Origin of the sequence: Pandoraea pnomenusa, assembly GCF_040391475.1 — a bacterium.
GTDB lineage: Bacteria > Pseudomonadota > Gammaproteobacteria > Burkholderiales > Burkholderiaceae > Pandoraea > Pandoraea pnomenusa_C.
This window is the reverse complement of the sequence record NZ_JBEBXS010000004.1, coordinates 134,541-153,362: the sequence shown is the minus strand read 5'-3', so window position 1 is coordinate 153,362 and position 18,822 is coordinate 134,541. Positions and strand designations below refer to the sequence as shown.

Annotated in this window: 17 protein-coding genes; 11 read left to right on the top strand and 6 right to left on the bottom strand. The window is 64.5% G+C overall.

What is annotated here, in order from left to right; all coding sequences use genetic code 11:
* Positions 1–4: 4 nt before the first annotated feature.
* From ABWO90_RS06385 to uvrA, 5 genes are all read right to left on the bottom strand, one after another.
* Positions 5–403, bottom strand: coding sequence for a RidA family protein (locus ABWO90_RS06385; RefSeq protein WP_353190367.1), 399 nt, complete (start codon positions 401–403; stop codon positions 5–7).
* On the bottom strand, positions 400–1,380 hold the full coding sequence (locus tag ABWO90_RS06380) for a threo-3-hydroxy-L-aspartate ammonia-lyase (protein WP_353190366.1): 981 nt from the start codon (positions 1,378–1,380) through the stop codon (positions 400–402). Before ABWO90_RS06380 ends, ABWO90_RS06385 begins: the two co-directional genes overlap by 4 nt.
* The gene (locus tag ABWO90_RS06375) at positions 1,377–2,063 is read right to left on the bottom strand and encodes a helix-turn-helix transcriptional regulator (RefSeq protein ID WP_353190365.1); all 687 of its coding nucleotides are present in this window, start codon (positions 2,061–2,063) and stop codon (positions 1,377–1,379) included. Before ABWO90_RS06375 ends, ABWO90_RS06380 begins: the two co-directional genes overlap by 4 nt.
* Positions 2,064–2,195: 132 nt before the next feature.
* Entirely contained in the window at positions 2,196–3,224 is a 1,029-nt protein-coding gene (locus ABWO90_RS06370) for an AI-2E family transporter (protein WP_353190364.1), read from the bottom strand.
* An 89-nt stretch (positions 3,225–3,313) separates the two neighbouring features.
* Positions 3,314–6,178: an excinuclease ABC subunit UvrA gene (uvrA, locus tag ABWO90_RS06365; protein WP_353190363.1), complete on the bottom strand. Its 2,865-nt coding sequence runs from the start codon at positions 6,176–6,178 to the stop codon at positions 3,314–3,316.
* A gap of 450 nt (positions 6,179–6,628) precedes the next feature.
* On the opposite strand from uvrA, the gene ABWO90_RS06360 reads away from it, so the two are divergent.
* From ABWO90_RS06360 to ABWO90_RS06325, 8 genes are all read left to right on the top strand, one after another.
* The gene (locus tag ABWO90_RS06360) at positions 6,629–7,852 is read left to right on the top strand and encodes an MFS transporter (RefSeq protein WP_502922551.1); all 1,224 of its coding nucleotides are present in this window, start codon (positions 6,629–6,631) and stop codon (positions 7,850–7,852) included.
* 30 nt (positions 7,853–7,882) lie between these two features.
* Positions 7,883–8,395 (top strand): single-stranded DNA-binding protein, encoded by a 513-nt coding sequence (locus ABWO90_RS06355; RefSeq protein ID WP_353190361.1) that lies wholly within the window; start codon positions 7,883–7,885, stop codon positions 8,393–8,395.
* Between the two features lie 217 nt (positions 8,396–8,612).
* Entirely contained in the window at positions 8,613–9,272 is a 660-nt protein-coding gene (locus ABWO90_RS06350; RefSeq protein ID WP_353190360.1) for a GntR family transcriptional regulator, read from the top strand.
* A gap of 271 nt (positions 9,273–9,543) precedes the next feature.
* Positions 9,544–10,620 carry a TauD/TfdA family dioxygenase gene (locus tag ABWO90_RS06345; protein WP_353190359.1) on the top strand — a complete coding sequence of 359 codons (1,077 nt, stop codon included), beginning with the start codon at positions 9,544–9,546 and terminating at the stop codon, positions 10,618–10,620.
* A gap of 193 nt (positions 10,621–10,813) precedes the next feature.
* The gene (locus tag ABWO90_RS06340) at positions 10,814–11,698 is read left to right on the top strand and encodes an ABC transporter substrate-binding protein (protein WP_353190358.1); all 885 of its coding nucleotides are present in this window, start codon (positions 10,814–10,816) and stop codon (positions 11,696–11,698) included.
* Positions 11,699–11,711: 13 nt separating this feature from the next.
* Entirely contained in the window at positions 11,712–12,851 is a 1,140-nt protein-coding gene (locus ABWO90_RS06335; RefSeq protein WP_353190357.1) for an amino acid ABC transporter permease, read from the top strand.
* A 13-nt stretch (positions 12,852–12,864) separates the two neighbouring features.
* Positions 12,865–13,608: an amino acid ABC transporter ATP-binding protein gene (locus ABWO90_RS06330; protein WP_353190356.1), complete on the top strand. Its 744-nt coding sequence runs from the start codon at positions 12,865–12,867 to the stop codon at positions 13,606–13,608.
* A 128-nt stretch (positions 13,609–13,736) separates the two neighbouring features.
* Positions 13,737–14,408 (top strand): HD domain-containing protein, encoded by a 672-nt coding sequence (locus ABWO90_RS06325; RefSeq protein WP_353190355.1) that lies wholly within the window; start codon positions 13,737–13,739, stop codon positions 14,406–14,408.
* A 37-nt stretch (positions 14,409–14,445) separates the two neighbouring features.
* On the opposite strand, the gene ABWO90_RS06320 is transcribed toward ABWO90_RS06325, so the two are convergent.
* Entirely contained in the window at positions 14,446–14,925 is a 480-nt protein-coding gene (locus ABWO90_RS06320) for an Lrp/AsnC family transcriptional regulator (protein ID WP_353190354.1), read from the bottom strand.
* A 138-nt stretch (positions 14,926–15,063) separates the two neighbouring features.
* On the opposite strand from ABWO90_RS06320, the gene ABWO90_RS06315 reads away from it, so the two are divergent.
* Genes ABWO90_RS06315 through ABWO90_RS06305 form a run of 3 tightly spaced genes read left to right on the top strand, consistent with a single transcriptional unit; the run spans position 15,064 to position 18,809 of the window.
* A complete protein-coding gene (locus tag ABWO90_RS06315; protein ID WP_502922550.1) occupies positions 15,064–16,317 on the top strand; it encodes a Zn-dependent hydrolase in 1,254 nt (417 codons plus the stop codon).
* A 49-nt stretch (positions 16,318–16,366) separates the two neighbouring features.
* Positions 16,367–17,599 (top strand): diaminopropionate ammonia-lyase, encoded by a 1,233-nt coding sequence (locus tag ABWO90_RS06310; RefSeq protein ID WP_353190353.1) that lies wholly within the window; start codon positions 16,367–16,369, stop codon positions 17,597–17,599.
* A gap of 43 nt (positions 17,600–17,642) precedes the next feature.
* Positions 17,643–18,809: a M20 aminoacylase family protein gene (locus ABWO90_RS06305; protein ID WP_353190352.1), complete on the top strand. Its 1,167-nt coding sequence runs from the start codon at positions 17,643–17,645 to the stop codon at positions 18,807–18,809.
* The last annotated feature ends 13 nt before the right edge of the window (positions 18,810–18,822 follow it).

The window sequence follows — 18,822 nt, the reverse complement described above, 5'->3', positions numbered from 1 at the left end:
GTCTTTACCCAGCCAGCGCCATCGCCTCGATCTCGACGGCCACACCGTGGCTCAACGCGGGCACCGGCACCACGGCGCGGGCGGGCTTGGCGTCGCCGGCCCACGCCGCATAGACCTCGTTGAACGGCCCCCAGTCGTCGACGTTCGTGATGTACACGCGCACCTGCACCAACCGGGCCACGCTCGTGTTGCACGCGGCAAGGATCGCCGCCACGTTGTCGAGCGCCTGCTGGGCCTGCACCGCGAATGGCGCGTCGACGAGGCGCTCGCCTTCCGGCGTGATGGGCAATTGCCCGGAGACGAAAACGAAACCGCCGGCGCAAACGCCGTGCGAGTAATGTCCGCGCGGCGGTTGCAGCGTCGGGACGTTTATCGCTTCGATACCGCGTTCCTGGGCGCTCATGCGACCTCCCCTAGGGTGAGTTTGGCGAAGCGCGCCATGTCGACGTTGCCGCCCGACAGGATGATGCCCACGCGCTTGCCCTTTACGTCGATCTTCTTTTGCAGCACGGCGGCCGCGGCCAGACAACCGGTCGGCTCGACCACGATCTTCATGCGGCTTGCGAAGAACTGCATCGTTTGCACGAGTTCGTCGTCGGTGACCGTCAGGATGTCGTCGACGAGCGAGCGAATCACCGGGAACGTGAATTCGCCGAGATGCTGGGTCTGTGCGCCGTCGGCAATCGTGCGCGGCGTGTCGATGTGAACGATCTTGCCGCTGCGCAAGCTCTGCTGGCCGTCGTTGCCCGCTTCCGGTTCCACGCCATAGATCTCGATATTCGGATTGAGCGCGCGCGCCGCGACCGCGCTGCCCGAGAGCAGCCCGCCGCCGCCAAGACACACCACGAGCATGTCGAGCTCGCCGGCGTCTTCGATCAGCTCCTTGGTCGCCGTGCCCTGACCGGCCATCACGTGCGGATGGTCGTAAGGCGGGATCAGTGTCATGCCGCGCTCGTCGGCCAGACGCTTCGACAGCGCCTCGCGATCTTCCTTGTAGCGGTCGTACAGAATCACTTCGGCGCCGTAGCCGCGTGTGGCGTCGATCTTCATCTGCGGCGCGTCTTGCGGCATCAGGATGACCGCAGGCACGCCGAGTTCGCGCGCCGACAGGGCGATTGCTTGCGCGTGATTGCCCGACGAGAAGGCGAGCACCCCGGCGCGACGCTGCTCGGCCGTGAATTGCGAAATCGCGTTGTAAGCGCCGCGGAACTTGAAGGCGCCCATGCGCTGGAAGTTCTCGGCCTTGAAGAACAGGCTTGCGCCGGTGAGGGCGTCGGCCGTGCGCGAGGTGAGTACCGGCGTGCGATGGGCGGCTTCGCGAATCCGGTCGTGGGCGGCGACGACGTCGCCGTAGGTAATCGCCAGCGGGGCAGGGGTCATGATGCGCCTTTGGGGTCGGAGAGGTACGTGTAGACGGTCGAGCGGGCCACGCCCAATGTGCGGGCCACCTCGGCATGTGCGTGGCGCAGGTCGAGCAGCCCGCGCGCTTCGATAAGACGGATCGCTTCGCGCCGTTGTGCGAGCGTCAGGCCTTGCGGCGTGGTGTTGCGCTGCGCGGCGAAGTCGGCGATGAGCGGGGCGATGTCGTCGAGCCGCCGGTTGGAGAGCGTCTCGCGCACCGGGGCGGGCGCCTGGGTCGACACACTGACCAACTGTTGAACGCTGGCGGCTGCGGCGGCGAGCATCGAAATATCCATGTTCAGGCAGATCGCGGCGACATACTCGCCGCGGCTGTTCTTCAAGCCGATCGACGTGCTCTTGGCCGGACGTCCGTCCGGAAACCGGTTCGCATAGTTGGCAATGACTTCGGGAAACGCCGGGTCGGCGATGCGCGCGAGGCCCATTTCCGTGACCGCGTCGCCGGGCTCGCGGCCTGACAGATTGTTGGCGATGGCCACGATGGCGTTGTCCGGATCGGTCAGGTCGTGCAGCACCACTTCGACCAGCGGCGCGAACGTCTGGCCGAGGGCCTCGACGATCTTGCGACCCTCTCGCAGCAGCAGGGTGTTCTCGTCGAGCTTGCTGGCGACGGGCAAGGCGATGGGTGATTTTGCGGATTTCATGATTTGACATTATGTCACTGGGTGACGAAATGTCAAATCTCGTACCGAAATAAGCCCGATGACGACTGTCCCCGGATCGGGGCAACCGCTATCGGGCGATGCGGCGTGCCTGGCGCGAGAGCGCTACACGAGCTACACGAGCTTCTTGTCGGCCAGTTCGCTCTTGAGATAGCCGTAGTAGATCGGTGCGGCCACGAGCCCGGGGAGTCCGAATGCGGCCTCCATCACGATCATGGCGAGCAGCAGCTCCCATGCTCGCGACTGGATCTGCGTGCCGACGATGCGGGCATTCAGGAAGTATTCGAGCTTGTGGATGACGATCAGGAAGACCAGCGCCGTGATCGCCACGTACAGCGACACCGACAGCCCGAGGACCACGATGAACGTATTCGAGATCAGGTTGCCGATGACCGGCAGCAGGCCGACGACGAACGTCACGATGATCATCGTCTTGCGTAGCGGCAGGTGGATGCCGAAGATCGGCAGTATCGCGAGCAGGAAGATGGCGGTGAAGAGCGTGTTGATCGCCGAAATCTTGAGTTGCGCGAAAACGATGCGCCGGAAGGCGTCGCCGAACAGCGTGACCCGGCGCGTGAGGGCGGCGGCCAGCGGTTGCATGTGCTGGACCGGTCGCACGGACGAGAGTGCCACGAGCGCGCCGAGCACCAGGCCGACGATGATATGCACCATCGCGTTGAGCGCTTCCTTGCCGACCAGCGACATCTCCTGCGTGTGGTCCTTCAGGTAGCCGGTGACGGCCTGATGGATGTCGTCGCTATCGGCGGGCATGCGATCCGTCACCCACACCGGCAACTGCGTGCGAGCCTGTTCGATCGCTTCCATCATGCGACCGTTGATGTGCTCGAGGTGTCCGGCATCGCTGCGGAAGAACGCGATGATGCCGAAGATCAGCGCGGCCATCAGCGCGACAATGATGGCCGAGAGTAGCGCCACGGCCACCAGTCGCGCCCGCTCGCTGGAGATGCGCAGTTGCAGGCGAGGGCTGAGCACATGCACGAGCTGATACACCACCATGCCCGCGAGCACCGCCGAGAGCAGATGGATGCTGAGAATCAGCCACAGGCTGACGGCGGCGAACACGTAGCTCGCCAGTTCGACCCAGAATTGCCGGTCCGGATTCCAGCCAGAGCGCGGTTCCATGCGATGACGTCCTAAATTAAACCTGCCAAACACTACGTCGCGACTGCGCGACTGCGCGACTGCGCGATTGCGCGGTCGCGCTCACGCCATCACTTCGCGCGCGCGAGCAGCGGCGCGAGGTATTTGCCGGTAAAGCTGGCCTTGCTCGCCGCCACTTGCTCGGGTGTGCCCTGCGCGATGATCTGACCGCCGCCCGCACCGCCTTCCGGTCCGAGGTCGATCACCCAGTCGGCCGTTTTGATGACGTCGAGATTGTGCTCGATGATGACGACCGTGTTGCCCTGGTCGCGCAGCCGGTGAATCACCGTGAGCAGCAGTTCGATATCGTGAAAATGCAACCCGGTGGTCGGTTCGTCAAGGATATACAGCGTGCGTCCGGTGTCGCGCTTGGACAGTTCGAGCGAGAGCTTCACGCGCTGCGCCTCGCCGCCCGAGAGCGTGGTGGCCGACTGGCCGAGGCGGATGTACCCGAGGCCCACGTCGAGCAGCGTCTTGAGCTTGCGCGCGACCACCGGCACCGGCTTGAAGAACTCGTGCGCCTGCTCGACCGTCATGTCGAGCACTTCCGAGATGTTGCGGCCCTTGTACTGGACTTCGAGCGTCTCGCGGTTGTAGCGCTTGCCGTGGCAAACGTCGCACGGCACGTACACGTCCGGCAGGAAGTGCATCTCGACCTTGATGACGCCGTCGCCCTGGCACGCTTCGCAGCGACCGCCCTTCACGTTGAACGAGAAGCGGCCCGGATCGTAGCCGCGCTCCTTGGCCGCCGGCACGCCCGCGAACAGCTCGCGAATCGGCGTGAAGACGCCCGTGTAGGTGGCCGGGTTCGAGCGCGGCGTGCGTCCGATGGGCGACTGGTCGACGTTGATGACCTTGTCGAAGTGCTCCAGCCCTTCGATCTGTTCGTAAGGGGCCGGCTCCGCCGACGAGCCGTACAGGTGACGCGCGACCGCGTGATACAGCGTGTCGTTGATCAGCGTGGACTTGCCCGAGCCGGAGACGCCCGTCACGCAGGTGAGCAGGCCGACCGGCAGGTCGAGGTTCACGTGTTTGAGGTTGTTGCCCGTGGCGTCGAGAATGCGCAGATGATCTTCGCCGGGCGCGTGACGCTCGGCCGGGACCTCGATGCGACGCGCACCGGACAGGTACTGGCCGGTGAGCGATTCCGGCGCGTTCTCGATCTGCGTGGGGCTGCCTTGCGCGATGACCGTGCCGCCGTGAATCCCGGCGCCCAGTCCCATGTCGACGACGTAGTCGCTCGCGAGAATCATGTCCTCGTCGTGTTCGACCACGATCACCGAGTTGCCGAGGTCGCGCAGGTGCTTGAGCGTGCCGATCAGGCGATCGTTATCGCGTTGATGCAGGCCGATGGACGGCTCGTCGAGCACGTACATCACGCCCGTCAGGCCGGAGCCGATCTGCGACGCCAGACGAATCCGTTGCGCTTCGCCGCCCGAGAGCGTATCGGCGCTGCGTTCCAGCGACAGATAGTCGAGGCCGACGTTGTTCAGGAACGTGAGACGCGCCACGATTTCCTTCACGATCTTGTCGGCGATCTCGCGCTTGGCGCCATGCAGCACCAGTTCGTGGAAGTAGCCCAGCGTTTCGCGCAGCGGCAGGTTGCCGATCTCGTAGATCGCGCGAGCCTGCTTGTCCTCGCCCACCTTGACGAAACGCGCTTCGCGGCGCAGACGGCTGCCCTCGCAGTCGGGGCACGCGCGGTTGTTCTGGTACTTCGCGAGTTCTTCACGCACGGCGACCGAATCCGTCTCGCGATAACGGCGCTCCAGATTCGGGATGATGCCTTCGAAGGCATGCGAGCGTACCGACGTGCGGCCCTTTTCGTTCACGTACGTGAACGGGATTTCCTGGTCCCCGGAGCCGTACAGCACGATCTTTTGCGTGTCTTCCGGCAATTCCTCGAAGGCCGTGTCGACGTCGAAGTCGTAGAACGCGGCGAGGCTTTGCAGCATCTGGAAGTAGAACTGGTTGCGGCGATCCCAGCCCTTGATCGCGCCCGATGCGAGCGAGAGTGCTGGGAAGGCCACGACGCGCTTCGGATCGAAGAACGTCATTTGTCCGAGACCGTCGCAGGTCGGGCAGGCGCCCATCGGGTTGTTGAACGAGAACAGGCGCGGCTCGAGTTCCTGAAGCGAGTACGAGCACACCGGGCATGCGAACTTGGAGCTGAAAACGTGCTCCTTGTCGGTGTCCATTTCGAGGGCGATGGCGCGGCCGTCGGCCAGGCGCAGTGCCGTCTCGAACGATTCCGCCAGACGCTGCTTCAGATCGACGCGCACCTTCACGCGGTCGATGACCACGTCGACCGAGTGCTTTTCCGTCTTCTTGAGCTTGGGCAGGGCGTCGATGTCATAGACGCGCGCCGTGCCTTCGTTGGCGGCGCCGCCGCCCGAGCGAATGCGAAAACGCACGAAGCCCTGCGCCTGCATCGACTCGAACAGGTCGGCGTGTTCGCCTTTGCGGTCGACGACGATCGGCGCGAGGATCATCAACTTGGTGTCTTCGGGCAGCGCGAGCACGGCGTCGACCATCTGCGAGACGCTTTGCGATTCGAGCGGCAGGCCGTGATCGGGGCAGTAGGGCGTGCCGACGCGGGCGTACAGCAGACGCAGGTAGTCGTGGATTTCCGTGACCGTGCCGACCGTCGAGCGCGGGTTGTGCGACGTGGCCTTCTGCTCGATGGAGATCGCGGGCGACAGGCCCTCGATCAGATCGACGTCGGGCTTCTCCATCAGTTGCAGGAACTGACGGGCGTAGGCCGACAGGCTCTCGACGTAGCGGCGCTGACCTTCCGCGTAGAGCGTGTCGAAGGCGAGCGACGACTTGCCGGAGCCCGACAGGCCGGTGATCACCACGAGCTGGTGACGCGGCAAGTCGAGATTGACGTTCTTGAGGTTGTGGGTACGTGCCCCACGAATACGAATGGTTTCCATTGACGGTTCCGGGTCGTCGCCGAGGAATCCGCGCGGCGAATTGTCGCGGGGCGGGTTCCGGCCCCCAAGAGTCCGAATTTCCCGGGACGTCGCGCAGTGTCGGCACGGCATTGGCCGGGCATCGACACGACAGGCGGCGGGAGCGGTCGGGCGGGCCGCTGGGGGGAAATCCGGGCGGCTAAACCTGCTAATATACCTAAGTTTGATTGCCAGGGCTGAACCGGCTGACGGGCTGTCTCGCACAGCACGGCGGCACGGGGCACAGATGGGGACGAACCGCCCGATTTCCAGAGGCCGGCGTCCGACCGTCGACCCGACAGCGATCGCGGCGCCTTTGGGGCGGCCGTGCGGGGTGTCCGGGGGGCAATCATCGGACGATTCCGAGGCCGTTCGAGGCTTTTCGATAGCGAAACCCTGCCTGCGCGCGCTTTTTTCATCTCTCACGTCGTAATGCCTACCGATTCCGTGACTTCCGCTTCTCCTGCCTCGACACGCGGCCGCGGTGGCCGCATGACCCCGCTAGAAGTGCGTGCGAGCGCGTCGCTCGCGGGGATTTTTGCCCTGCGTATGCTCGGCCTGTTTCTCATCATGCCGGTCTTCTCCGTCTTCGCGCAGACGATCCCGGGCGGCAACAATACCTTCCTCGTGGGGCTGGCCATCGGCATTTACGGCCTGACGCAGTCGCTGCTGTATATCCCGTATGGCTGGGCATCCGACCGGTTGGGGCGCAAGCCTGTCATCATCTTCGGCCTGATCGTGTTTGCGATCGGCTCGCTGGTGGCGGCGATGGCACACGATCTGACGTGGATCATCGTTGGCCGGGCGATCCAGGGGGCGGGGGCCATCTCGTCGGCGGTCATGGCCTGCGTGGCCGACCTCACGAGCGACGCGAACCGCACCAAGGCGATGGCGATGATCGGCGGGAGCATCGGCATCTCGTTTGCCGTGGCCATCGTGTGTGCGCCGTTCCTGTACCACTGGCTGGGCATGAGCGGGCTGTTTACGGCCATTGGCGTGCTGTCGGTGCTGGCGATCTTTGTGGTGTTGTGGGTCGTGCCCACGCCGCCGGTGCATCCGAAGGCGGGGCCTGCGCCATTTTCCGAGGTGCTGCACAACCCGGAGCTGCTTCGCCTGAACTTCGGTGTGTTCATTCTGCACGCCACGCAGACGGCGCTTTTCGTGGCCATGCCGCGCATGCTCGTGGCTGCGGGGCTGCCCGTGGCGCAGCACTGGGAGATCTATCTGCCTGTGATGGGCCTGTCGTTCGTGGCGATGGTTCCTGCGATCATTGCCGCGGAAAAGCGGGGAAAGATGAAGGCGGTGCTGCTCTCGGCGATTGCGCTGGTGGCGGTGGCGCAGGTGGCGTTGAGCGGATTGCCGCCGACGGTGGGGGTGATCGCGGTGGTGCTGTTCGTGTACTTCCTCGGCTTCAATGTGCTCGAAGCGTCGCAGCCGTCGCTGGTCTCGAAGCTGGCACCGGGGCAGCGCAAAGGCGCGGCGGTGGGTGTCTACAATACGACTCAGGCCCTCGGATTGTTTACCGGTGGTGCGCTTGGGGGGTATCTGATGACCCACTTCGGACAGAACGCAATCTTCATGGCCTGTGCGGCCGGCGCTTTCCTGTGGCTTATAATCGCCGCACCGATGAGGACGCCAGCGCCTCGTCAATCCTGAACGGATTTCAGCAATACCGGAGAAAGATTTATGGCATCAGTCAACAAAGTGATCCTGGTCGGCAACCTTGGCGCCGACCCCGAAGTCCGCTACATGCCGAGCGGCGATGCGGTCGCGAACATTCGTCTGGCGACGACCGATCGTTACAAGGACAAGCAGTCCGGCGAGTTCAAGGAAATGACGGAATGGCACCGTGTGTCGTTCTTCGGTCGCCTGGCCGAGATCGTCAACGAATACCTGAAGAAGGGTTCGTCGGTGTATATCGAAGGCCGTATCCGCACGCGCAAGTACCAGGCGCAGGACGGCACGGACCGTTACAGCACGGAAATCGTGGCTGACCAGATGCAGATGCTGGGCGGCCGCAGCGGCGGCGGTGAAGGCGGCGGCGGTGGTGGCGGTGGCTACTCGCGCGGCGGTGACGAAGGTGGCGGCGGCGGTGGCTATTCGCGCGGTGGCGGCGGTGGCGGCGGTGGCCGTCAGCAAGCCCCGGCCAAGCAATCCGGCGGCGGCTTCGACGACATGGACGACGATATTCCGTTCTGATCGCACGGACGGATCCGTCTCACAAAAAACGGGGGCTCGATGCTCCCGTTTTTTTTGGGTACGCGATATGCGCGCCGCGATACATACGCGAAACGCTTACTGAGTGACGTGGGGACGATGGGCCTCGCCTGCCTCGACGGGTATGCCAAAAAGTATACGTTTACGTGAAATTGTATAATCGCCGCGAGTCCCACTCCGGATCCTGTCCGACGCCACCGTGACCGCCACCGACACCGCTTCGCTCTCCACCACGGAACGCGCCTACGCGTCCATTCGCCAGCAGATCCTGTCCGGCGAACTGGCGGACGGCGCCCCGATCCGGCAGGACGACATCGCGGCACAGATCGGCATCAGCAAGATTCCGGTGCGCGAAGCGCTGATGCGTCTGCAATCCGAGGGATGGGTCACGCTCAAGCGCAACGCGGGCGCGATCGTCACGCCGCTGACCGCGAGCGATTGCGTCGAGATGCTCGACATGCGCGTCGCGCTTGAATGTCGTGCGCTCGAAATCGCCGTGCCCAACATGGCGCCGAGCGATCTCGCACTCGCCGAACAACTGCTCAAGCGTTACGCCAAAGCCGACACGCCGCAGTCGTGGAGCGATCTGAACCTCGCTTTCCATCAGGCACTCTACGCGCCGGCAAATCGTCCGCGTCTGGTCGCGACGGCACAAGCCGCGCAAGAACGCATGGGACGTTTCCTGCGCATGCACCTCTCGGCGGTGAACGACCATCAGCGCTCCACCGACGAGCACCTCGCGATCCATCAAGCCTGCGCTACGGGCGACACCAAAACCGCCGTGCGCCTGCTTCGCAAACACCTTGAACAGACGCAGCGCGAAGTCATGGCGTATTTCCGCCTGAACGCCAGAACGTAAGCCGATTTGGCACGAACACCGAAGCACCGCTTTCGTCCCGTCACGCGAGAAATCGTATACGAATTTAATAAATGATATACGCGCACGTTGGTGATCGCGTATAGTTGCGGCGCAAAGACGCCTCCTCGACGTGTTGTTTTCCGGGGCTGGGACTTTCCCTGATAGGACGCTTCCCCCGATTGCCCGCATCGAAAAACTGGATGTATTGTATGTACATGTATATACAAACCAGGGCGAGCGACTAGTCACATCTATCTATCAGGAGGGTTTCATGTCCGAGTCCAAGCCGTTGCAGGGCGCAAGCGCCTGGCGAGGTGCCGAGATGCTGAACAACGACCGCTGGATCAAGACGTTCCCGGCGATCGTGCTCGATCAGATCGACGCTGCCGTTGCTGCCACCGAATCCATCGCATGGCGCGACATCAATCGCCAGAACTTCCCGCTGCCCGATGCCCGGGCGTTTTTCGACGACGTGCGCGAAGAGCTCGAAAACGGCTCCGGCATGGCGAAGATTCGCGGGCTCGACGTGACCCGCTACAACGCAGAACAACTGCGCCGCATCTGGTACGCACTGGGTGCGCATCTGGGTACGCCGATGTTCCAGAACTATCGCGGCGAAGTCATGCGCGAGATCAAGGACGAAGGCGCCGGCGTCGGTGCCAAGCTCTACGGCGCGACCGTCGACAGCTCGGGCAAGCAATTCCTCTCCTCGGGTGCCCGCACCCTCTCGCCCGGACAACTGCGTTTCCACACGGATCGTTGCGACGTCGTCGGGCTGCTCTGCGTGCGTCAGGCCTCCGAGGGCGGCGTGAGCAAGCTGGCCAGCAGCGTGACGGTCTACAACGAAATGCTCAAGCGCCGTCCGGACCTTCACGCACTGCTGTGCCAGGCGATTCCGCGCAGCCGCTTCGGCGAGGAAGCCGGCGGCGAGCACGTCGCGTACGACTTGCCGATCTTTGGCGTGCGCGACGGCAAGTTCACCAGCCACTTCTCGCTCACCTACATCGAGAACGCCCAGATGCTGCCGGGCGTGCGCAAGCTCAGCGACGCGGAACACGAAGCGATTCGCATGCTCATGGCCGTGGCCGAAGAAGAGTGCTTCGAGATGCGTTTCGCGCCGGGCGATATCCAACTGCTGAACAACCACATCGTTTATCACGGCCGTACGGCGTTCAAGGACGACGTGCAGACTGGTCAGGACCGCATGCTCATGCGCTTGTGGCTGTCGATGCCGAATTCGCGCGCCCTGCCCGACGATCACGCGGTACTCTGGGGCGATGTCGGCGCGGGCAAACCGCACGGCGGCATTGCCCAGCAGGCTGCGGCGCTGCCCGTCTGGTCGGTCTGACGGCTGTCCGGCAGCCTTTGAACATCGCTTGATGCGCGCCGTCGCTGCGACGGTGCGCGTGCGACACCCATCGATTCACGACAACTTTCCGAAGCCATGCGGCGGCAGGGCGTGTACCCGCGACAGCGAAACGCCCCATCGCCCGTGCTTTCGATGTAGTTTTACGCAACCAAGGACGCAAGGAGACTTCCCCATGAAAACGATCGAACGGCAAGACAAGAAGCGCGCAAGCCGCAAGCTGTCCCATCTGCGCATGCTGCTCATTCCGCTCGTGCTGGGCGGCCTTTCGGCGGGCGCTTCGGCGGCGCCGGACTTCGGCAAGTGCGAAGTGACCGGCACGCGTGGCTCGGTCAAACTCGAAACGGTCACGCCGGGCGCGCTGTCCGTGCGCCCCGTGCTGCCTGCACCGGGCTGGTGGAACGGCGACTCGCCCGACACCATCAAGGACGGCTTCGAATACTGCATGGCCGCGAACATGGCCTACCGTGCCGGTCTGGATCGCGTGATCGTGGTGAACCGTTCGTTCGCCCAGGTCGTCACCGGTCAGGCGAAGGGCTTCGACATTGCCCTGAGCGAAATCACCATCACCGACGACCGCAAGAAGGTCGTGAACTTCACCGATCCGTACTTCAGCTCGGATCAGGGCGTGCTCGTGAAGACCGGCACGAAGGTCGACAAGGACAGCATCAAGAAGATGCGCCTGGGCGTGAAGCAAGGCACGACCATCCTGCCGTACCTGACGGACAAGGTGAAGGTTGCCGAACACCCGAAGGTCTACACCGACGCCGCCGCCATGTACGCCGCACTGGCCGCTGGTCAGGTCGACGCCGTGCTGTACGACACGCCCAACGTGCTGTCGATCGCGAAGAAGTCGGAAGGCCGTTTCGAAGTCGTCGGCCGTTACGACACGAGCGAACAGTGGGGCGGTCTGGTCAACAAGGACTCGCCGAACCTCGCGGCCTTCAACAAGCTGATCGCCGAGATGAAGAAGGACGGCACGTTCGATCGTCTTGCCACGCAGTATCTGGTGCCGAGCCTCGGCGCCGATCCTGCCAAGGTGCCCGTACTGACGCCGTGAGGCCGACACGACCATGAGCGAATCCACTGAGAAGGCGCCCAGCGCTGTCCTTGGCATGATGGGGCGCGAGCGCCGTCTGAACATCGGCGGCATGCCGAGCGCACCGACGATGCTGTGCCTGTTTGCCCTGCTGGGCGCGGCGATTGCCGTCGCGAGCAGCGGGTACACGATCGCTGCCATGCGCGAAGCGCTGCTCGCCAACCAGCTCGACGGCTGGTGGGTATCCGTGGGCGCCGTGGTCCTCGGACTGGCGTCGCTGGTGGTGCTCGTGCCGCTCGCCCGCGCCTTCGGGCGCTGGCGGGCGTTCAGTCGTGCCCGCGCGAAACGCGACATCGTCGCCGCGCGTGTCGCGCGCGCCGAAGCCAGCGTGCATAGCTGGATCACGCTGGGCTACACGCTCGCGCAGGTCATCGTCGTGCTCGCGCTGCAGTTCGTGCTGGCCAACAACATGGCGGTTGCGAAGACCTTCTTCTTCGTCCCGCTGATCGTCAAGACGTTTCCGCTCGTACTCGACGCCTTCTGGGTCAACGTGAAGATCTTCGTGATCGCGGAAGTCTTCGTGCTGATCTGGGGGCTGATCGTGGCGCTGGCGATGTTCGCGCCGGGGGCGGCGGGCAAGCCCTTGCGTGTCATCGCGACGGCCTACGTCGACGTGTTCCGCGCCATGCCCGCCGTACTGGTGATCTATCTGGTCGGCTTCGGCCTGCCGCTCACCGGTGTGCCGATCCTCAAGGATCTGTCGCTGACGACCTACGTCGTGATCGCACTCACGCTCACGGTGGGTGCTTACGTGGCGGAGATCTACCGGGCAGGGATTCAGGGCGTGCACTGGAGTCAGGTGGCTGCGGCGCGCTCGCTCGGCTTGTCGTACACGCAGACGCTGCGCTTCGTGGTGCTGCCGCAGGGCATTCGCCAGATCATTCCGCCGCTGCTCAATGCATTTATCGCGTTGCAGAAGGACACGGCGCTGGTCAACGTCGTGGGCGTGATCGATTCCTTCAACCAGTCGATGGTGATCGCGTCGAACCACTACAACCTGTCGGCGGCAACGACGGTGGCCATTCTGTTCATCATCATCTCGATTCCGCAGGTGCGCTTCGTGGAGCGCATGGCCAGACGCGACCGCGCCCGCATGCGGGCCGGCGGGGCCTGAGGAGCGAAAGACCATGTCATTCATCGAGATTCGCGACATCGTCAAATCTTACGGCGACGTGCCGGTCATCAAGGGGCTCGACATGTCGGTGGAGGAGCATCAGGTCGTGTGCCTGATCGGTCCGTCCGGCTCCGGCAAGTCGACGCTGCTGCGCTGTATCAACGGGCTGGAACCCATCGATGCCGGCGAGATCCTGGTGCACGGCGACCGCATTACCGGCCCGGGCGTGGACGTCAACTCGTTGCGGCGCGATATCGGCATCGTGTTCCAGGGCTACAACCTGTTCCCGCACATGACCGTGCTGGAGAACGTGACGCTCGCGCCGATCCGCGTGCTCAAACAGCCCAAGCGGGAAGCCGAAGCCCGCGCGATGGCGCTGCTCGAGCGCTTCGGTCTTGCGCACAAGGCGGGCGAGTATCCGGATCGCATGTCGGGCGGACAGCAGCAACGCGTGGCTATCGTGCGCGCGTTGGCGATGGACCCGATGGTGCTGCTGCTCGACGAGATCACGTCGGCGCTCGACCCGGAACTGGTCTCCGAAGTGCTCAACATCGTGCGCGATCTCGCGCATGAGGGCATGACGATGCTGCTCGCGACGCACGAGATGGGTTTTGCGCGCGAGGTCGCGTCGAAGGTCTGTTTCCTGTGCGACGGCGCCGTCTGCGAAGAAGGGCCGCCGGAACAGATTTTCGGTGACCCGCAGCAGGAGCGCACGCGCGCTTTCCTGCGCAGCATCCGTCAGGCAAAGCGGCTGTAGATTCGGCGACAGGCTCGCCACGCTGCCTGCCTCACGAACGAACCCCGGTGCACCGAAAGGTCACCGGGGTTTTTCTTGTCGGCTGTCGGTAGAATCGAGGGCATTCCTTCGCCGTTCACGTTATTGCCATGCTTGCGCACGCCTTCGCTCCCTACGAATCCACGATTGCCGCCGTTCTCGACGTGCTGGGCATCGCTGCGCAAGACGACAGCGACGACGGCTCGCACGACGGGTCGCATCTGATTCGCGTGTGGAAACTGGTGAAGGAAATCACCGCTGACGCCGCTGACGTCGATCTCGAGATGCTTGCTGTCGCCACGCTGCTGCACGATTGCGTGGCGGTGGAAAAGAACGATCCGCGTCGCGCGCAGGCGTCACGTCTGTCGGCCGACAAGGCGCGAGCGGTCTTGCAGACGATCGGATGGAACGCCGCGCGCATCGACGCGACGGCGCACGTCATCGAGGCGCACAGCTTTTCCGCAGGCATCGCACCGCAATCGTTCGAGGCGGGTGTGTTGCGCGATGCGGACCGGCTCGACGCTATCGGCGCCATCGGCATTGCGCGCACGTTCTACGTGGCGGGCCGCATGGGATCGCGGTTGTACGAGCCGATGGATCCATTCGCCGCGCACCGTTCCCTCGACGACCGTCGCTACGCGCTCGATCATTTCGAGACCAAGCTCTTTCATCTCGCGGACGGCCTCATGACGCCGGCGGCCCGGAGGATTGGCGAGCGTCGCCTCGCCGCGATGCGCGCCTTCATCGACGTGCTGCGCGAAGAAATCGCGCCGTCGTCGTAAGTGCGGCGCGCCGACCAGGGCACGTGCACGAGGCGTATTACGACTTCCCGGCCACGGCGTCGAGCGGCACTTCTAGCCCGACCTTCACATTGCTCATCGACACGAGTGTCTTGAAGCGCTTCACGTTGTTGCTCTCGAAGAACAAGGCGCGCGTCAGCTCGGTGTATTGCGCCATGTTCTGCACGACCATGATCACCACGAAGTCGCATTCGCCCGCGACGTAGTAGCACTGCTGCACCTGCGGGCAGGCGAGAAAGCTGCGCTTCATGGCGTCGAGCAGGTCGAGTCGTTCGTTCTCGACCTCGACCTCGGTGATGATGGTGAGCGGGTAGCCCACACTGGCCTGATCGACGAGCGCCACCGTGCCGCGCGTGACCCCTTCGTCGGCCAGCTTCTTCAGGCGACGGTTGACTGCCGCAGACGACAGGTTCACCTGCGCACCCAGCGCATGTTGAGGTGTCGTCGCGTCCTGCTGAATCGCCGCGAGCAGGGCGATGTCGAAACTGTCGAGGCTCATGGTGCGCAATAAAAATTCGATTCGAAGACCAAAAACGCGTAAATCGTACGCGCTCGACGGAATATTATTCAGGCTGACCGATGATACTCCGCGAGCGTCGACATCCGTATCGACACGACCCTCTCCAACCACTGCCCCATGTCCGAAATGAAAACCCCCGCGCTTGAACTGAATGGCCCGCGTCTTTTGCAGCAGCTTCGCGAACTGGGCGAAATCGGTGCCGATCCCGTTGCGGGTGGGCGCACCCGCGTGGCCCTGACCGACGATGAGAAGGCCGGCCGCGATCAGGTCGTTGCCTGGATGCGCGAACTCGATCTCGACGTGCAGATCGATCGCATCGGCAATATCTTCGGCACGCTGGCGTCGTCCGAGCACGACGCGCGTCCGCTCATGATGGGCTCGCACATCGACACCGTCATCAACGCCGGGGCGCTGGATGGTTGCTACGGCGTGCTCGGCGGCCTGGCCGTCGCTCGCGCGTTCCGCGATGCGGGCATCGTGCCCTCGCGGCCGATCACCGTCGCGGCGTTCACCAATGAGGAGGGCGCGCGCTTTCACCCGGACATGATGGGCTCGCTGGTGCATGCGGGCGGCCTGCCGCTCGACGAAGCGCTCGACGCGATTGGCACCGACGGCGCGCGCCTGGGCGACGAACTCGTGCGCATCGGCTACGCGGGCGACATGACGCCGGGCACGCTCGTGCCGCACGAGTATCTCGAACTGCACATCGAACAGGGCCCGATTCTCGAAGCGGAAGGGCTGGAGATCGGCGTTGTCGAGAACCTTCAGGGGATCTCGTGGCAACAGGTGACGGTGCAAGGCAACGCCAATCACGCGGGCACGACGCCGACGCGTCTGCGTCACGACGCCGGCTATGTCGCGGCCGCGGCGGTCGCCGAGTTGCGCAATATCGCCGTCACGTCGGGCACCACGCTCGCGACCGTCGGCACGATGAAGGTCGAACCGGGCGTCATCAACGTGATTCCTCGCAAGGCGGTGTTTACCGTCGACATGCGCGATCCGAGCGAAGAAACACTCGCCGCGAGCGAGGCGCGTTTCGCCGAATTCCTCACGAAGATCGCCGCGCAGGAGGGCGTGCGCATCTCTACGGAGCGTCTCGCACGATTCACGCCGGTGATCTTCAATGCCGAACTGACGGATGTGATCGAAGCCTGCACGCAGCGTCGCGGCCTCTCGTACAAGCGCATGACGTCGGGTGCCGGTCACGACGCGCAGATGATTGCGCGCATCGCCCCGGCCGCGATGATCTTTGTGCCGAGCCGTGGCGGTATCAGCCACAACCCGCGCGAGCACACCGACGATGATCAACTCGTACGCGGTGCGCAAGTGCTGCTCGACGTGGTCGCGCAGCGTCTCGGTGTGTCGCAGTAAGGTCACGCCGACCCAACCCCTCGTTTCACTCGCAACACCGGAGCCCCCCATGCTGTACGTCAACCCGCGCGCCACGCGCTCGCCTTACCCGGCGGACCTTCAGGACATCATGAGCATCGCTCGCGCGCAGCAGAGCCGCGAGTGGCTGGCCCATTGGCGCGGCCTCACGCCCGGCAGCACGCCGCTGCGGGCGCTGCCCGATCTGGCCGCGTCGTTGGGTGTGGGCAGCGTGTTGGTGAAGGACGAAGCCTTGCGCTCGGCATTGGGCAGCTTCAAGGCGCTCGGCGCGCCGATTGCGCTGGTGCGTCTGCTGTTGCGCGAATTCGAGGGGCGAGGGTTCACGGCGAAGACGTTGCTCGACGGCGCGCATCGCGAGGTCCTTGGCGGATTTACGGCCATCAGTGCGACGGACGGCAATCACGGCCGCGCACTCGCCGCCGCAGCGCAAAGCATCGGCTGCCGTTGCGTGATCGTGCTGCACGCGCACGTGAGTCAGGAGCGCGAGCAGGCCATCGCGGCCTATGGCGCCGAAATCGTGCGCATCGCGGGCAACTACGACGCCTCGGTGGAAGAAGCGGCGGCGCTGGCCGAACGTCACGGCTGGCATGTGGTTTCGGATACGTCCTACGACGGTTACGAAGCCATTCCGCGCGACGTCATGCAGGGCTACGGCACGGTGGCAGCCGAAGTCGTCGAGACGCTCGAAGGCGATGCGGGGCGCAAGGACGACGTCTGCCCGATCACGCACGTCTTCCTGCAGGGCGGCGTGGGCGGACTGGCGGCCGGCGTCGTGAGTTATCTTTGGGAGCGGTGGGGCGAGCGGCGTCCGACGTTTGTCGTGGTGGAGCCGGCGCAAGCCGATTGTCTGTATCAGAGCGCGTTGGCGGGCAAGGTGGCGTCGGCCTCCGGCTCGGTCGATTCGGTCATGGCCGGACTGGCGTGTGGTGAGACATCGCCGCTCGCCTGGCGTTTCCTCGCGTCGTCGGTCGATGCCTTCATGACGGTCTCCGATACGCAGGCCGTCGAGGCGATGCAACGTCTGGCCCGGGGCAGCGAGCGCGATGTGCCGTTCGTCGCCGGAGAGTCGGGCGTGGCCGGTCTGGCCGGGCTGATCGAGGCAGCCGCAACACCGGCGGTGGCATCGGCCATCGGGTTGACGGCTGACTCGCGTGTCCTGCTCATCAGCACCGAGGGCGCGACGGCTCCGTCGGTGTATGCAGAACTCGTCGGCGAGACGGCCGACGCGGTCGCCACGCGGCAACAGGCGTGGCTGCCCCGCTGAACCTCCCATCGCCATCGCACAGAGAGATTCCGAGGAGCCTCGCATGACACAGGACACCTACTTCGCCAAGGCACTTGCCGGGTGGCGGCACGCGTTTCACCGGGAGCCGGAAACGGGATTCGAGGAAGTCGGCACGTCGCAGCGTGTGGCAACGATTCTCGAGAGCCTCGGCCTCGACGTGCATCGCGGCATCGGCGGCACGGGCATCGTGGCGAACCTGCGCGTGGGCAACGGCACCGGTGCCATCGGCATTCGCGCCGACATGGACGCGCTGCTGATCGCCGAGCAGGCGCCGGGGCGCGATTACGCGTCGCAGGTGGCGGGCAAGATGCACGCCTGCGGTCACGACGGCCACATGTCGATGGTGCTGGGCGCCGCCCAACTGCTGGCCGAGTCGCGTGACTTCAACGGCACCGTGCGTTTCATCTTTCAACCGGCCGAAGAACATGGTCGCGGCGCGAAGGCGATGATCGCCGACGGGTTGCTCGAACGCTTCCCGATCGATGCGATCTACGGCGTGCACAACATGCCGGGTATTGCGGCCGGACAATTCGCCACGCGTACAGGCGGCATCATGGCGAGCGAAGACAACTTCGTCATTCGGATTCGCGGTAAGGGCACGCATGCGGCGCGTCCGCACATGGGCATCGATCCCCTCGTCATCGGCGCCGAGATCGTGGTGGCGCTACAGACGGTCGTGTCGCGCAACGTGGACCCGGGGCTGTCGGCGGTCGTGTCGTGTACGGAATTCATCACCGACGGGATTCGCAACGCCATACCGACGAACGTCGTCATCAAGGGCGACACGCGCAGCTATACGCCGGACGTGCAACAACTGCTCGAATCGCGCATGCGCGACATTTGCATGGGGATCTGCGCAATGCACGGCGCGCATTGCGAGTTCGAGTACACGCACGAATTCGCGCCGACGGTGAACTGGACGGACAACACGGCCGTTGCCGTGCGCGCGGCGCGCTCGGTGGCGGGGGACGCGATGGTGGATGCGGATGTCGCGCCGATGATGGCGTCGGAGGACTTCGGCGTGTTCCTGCAACACGTGCCGGGCAACTTCACGTTCATCGGCAACGGCAGCGGCGACGAACCGGGAGCGATCCCGTTGCACAACGCCTGCTACGACTTCAATGACGCGATCCTGCCGCTCGGCGCGCGCTACTTCGCGCAGATCGTGCGAGATAGCTTGCCGGGCTGAGTATTCCCCCTTC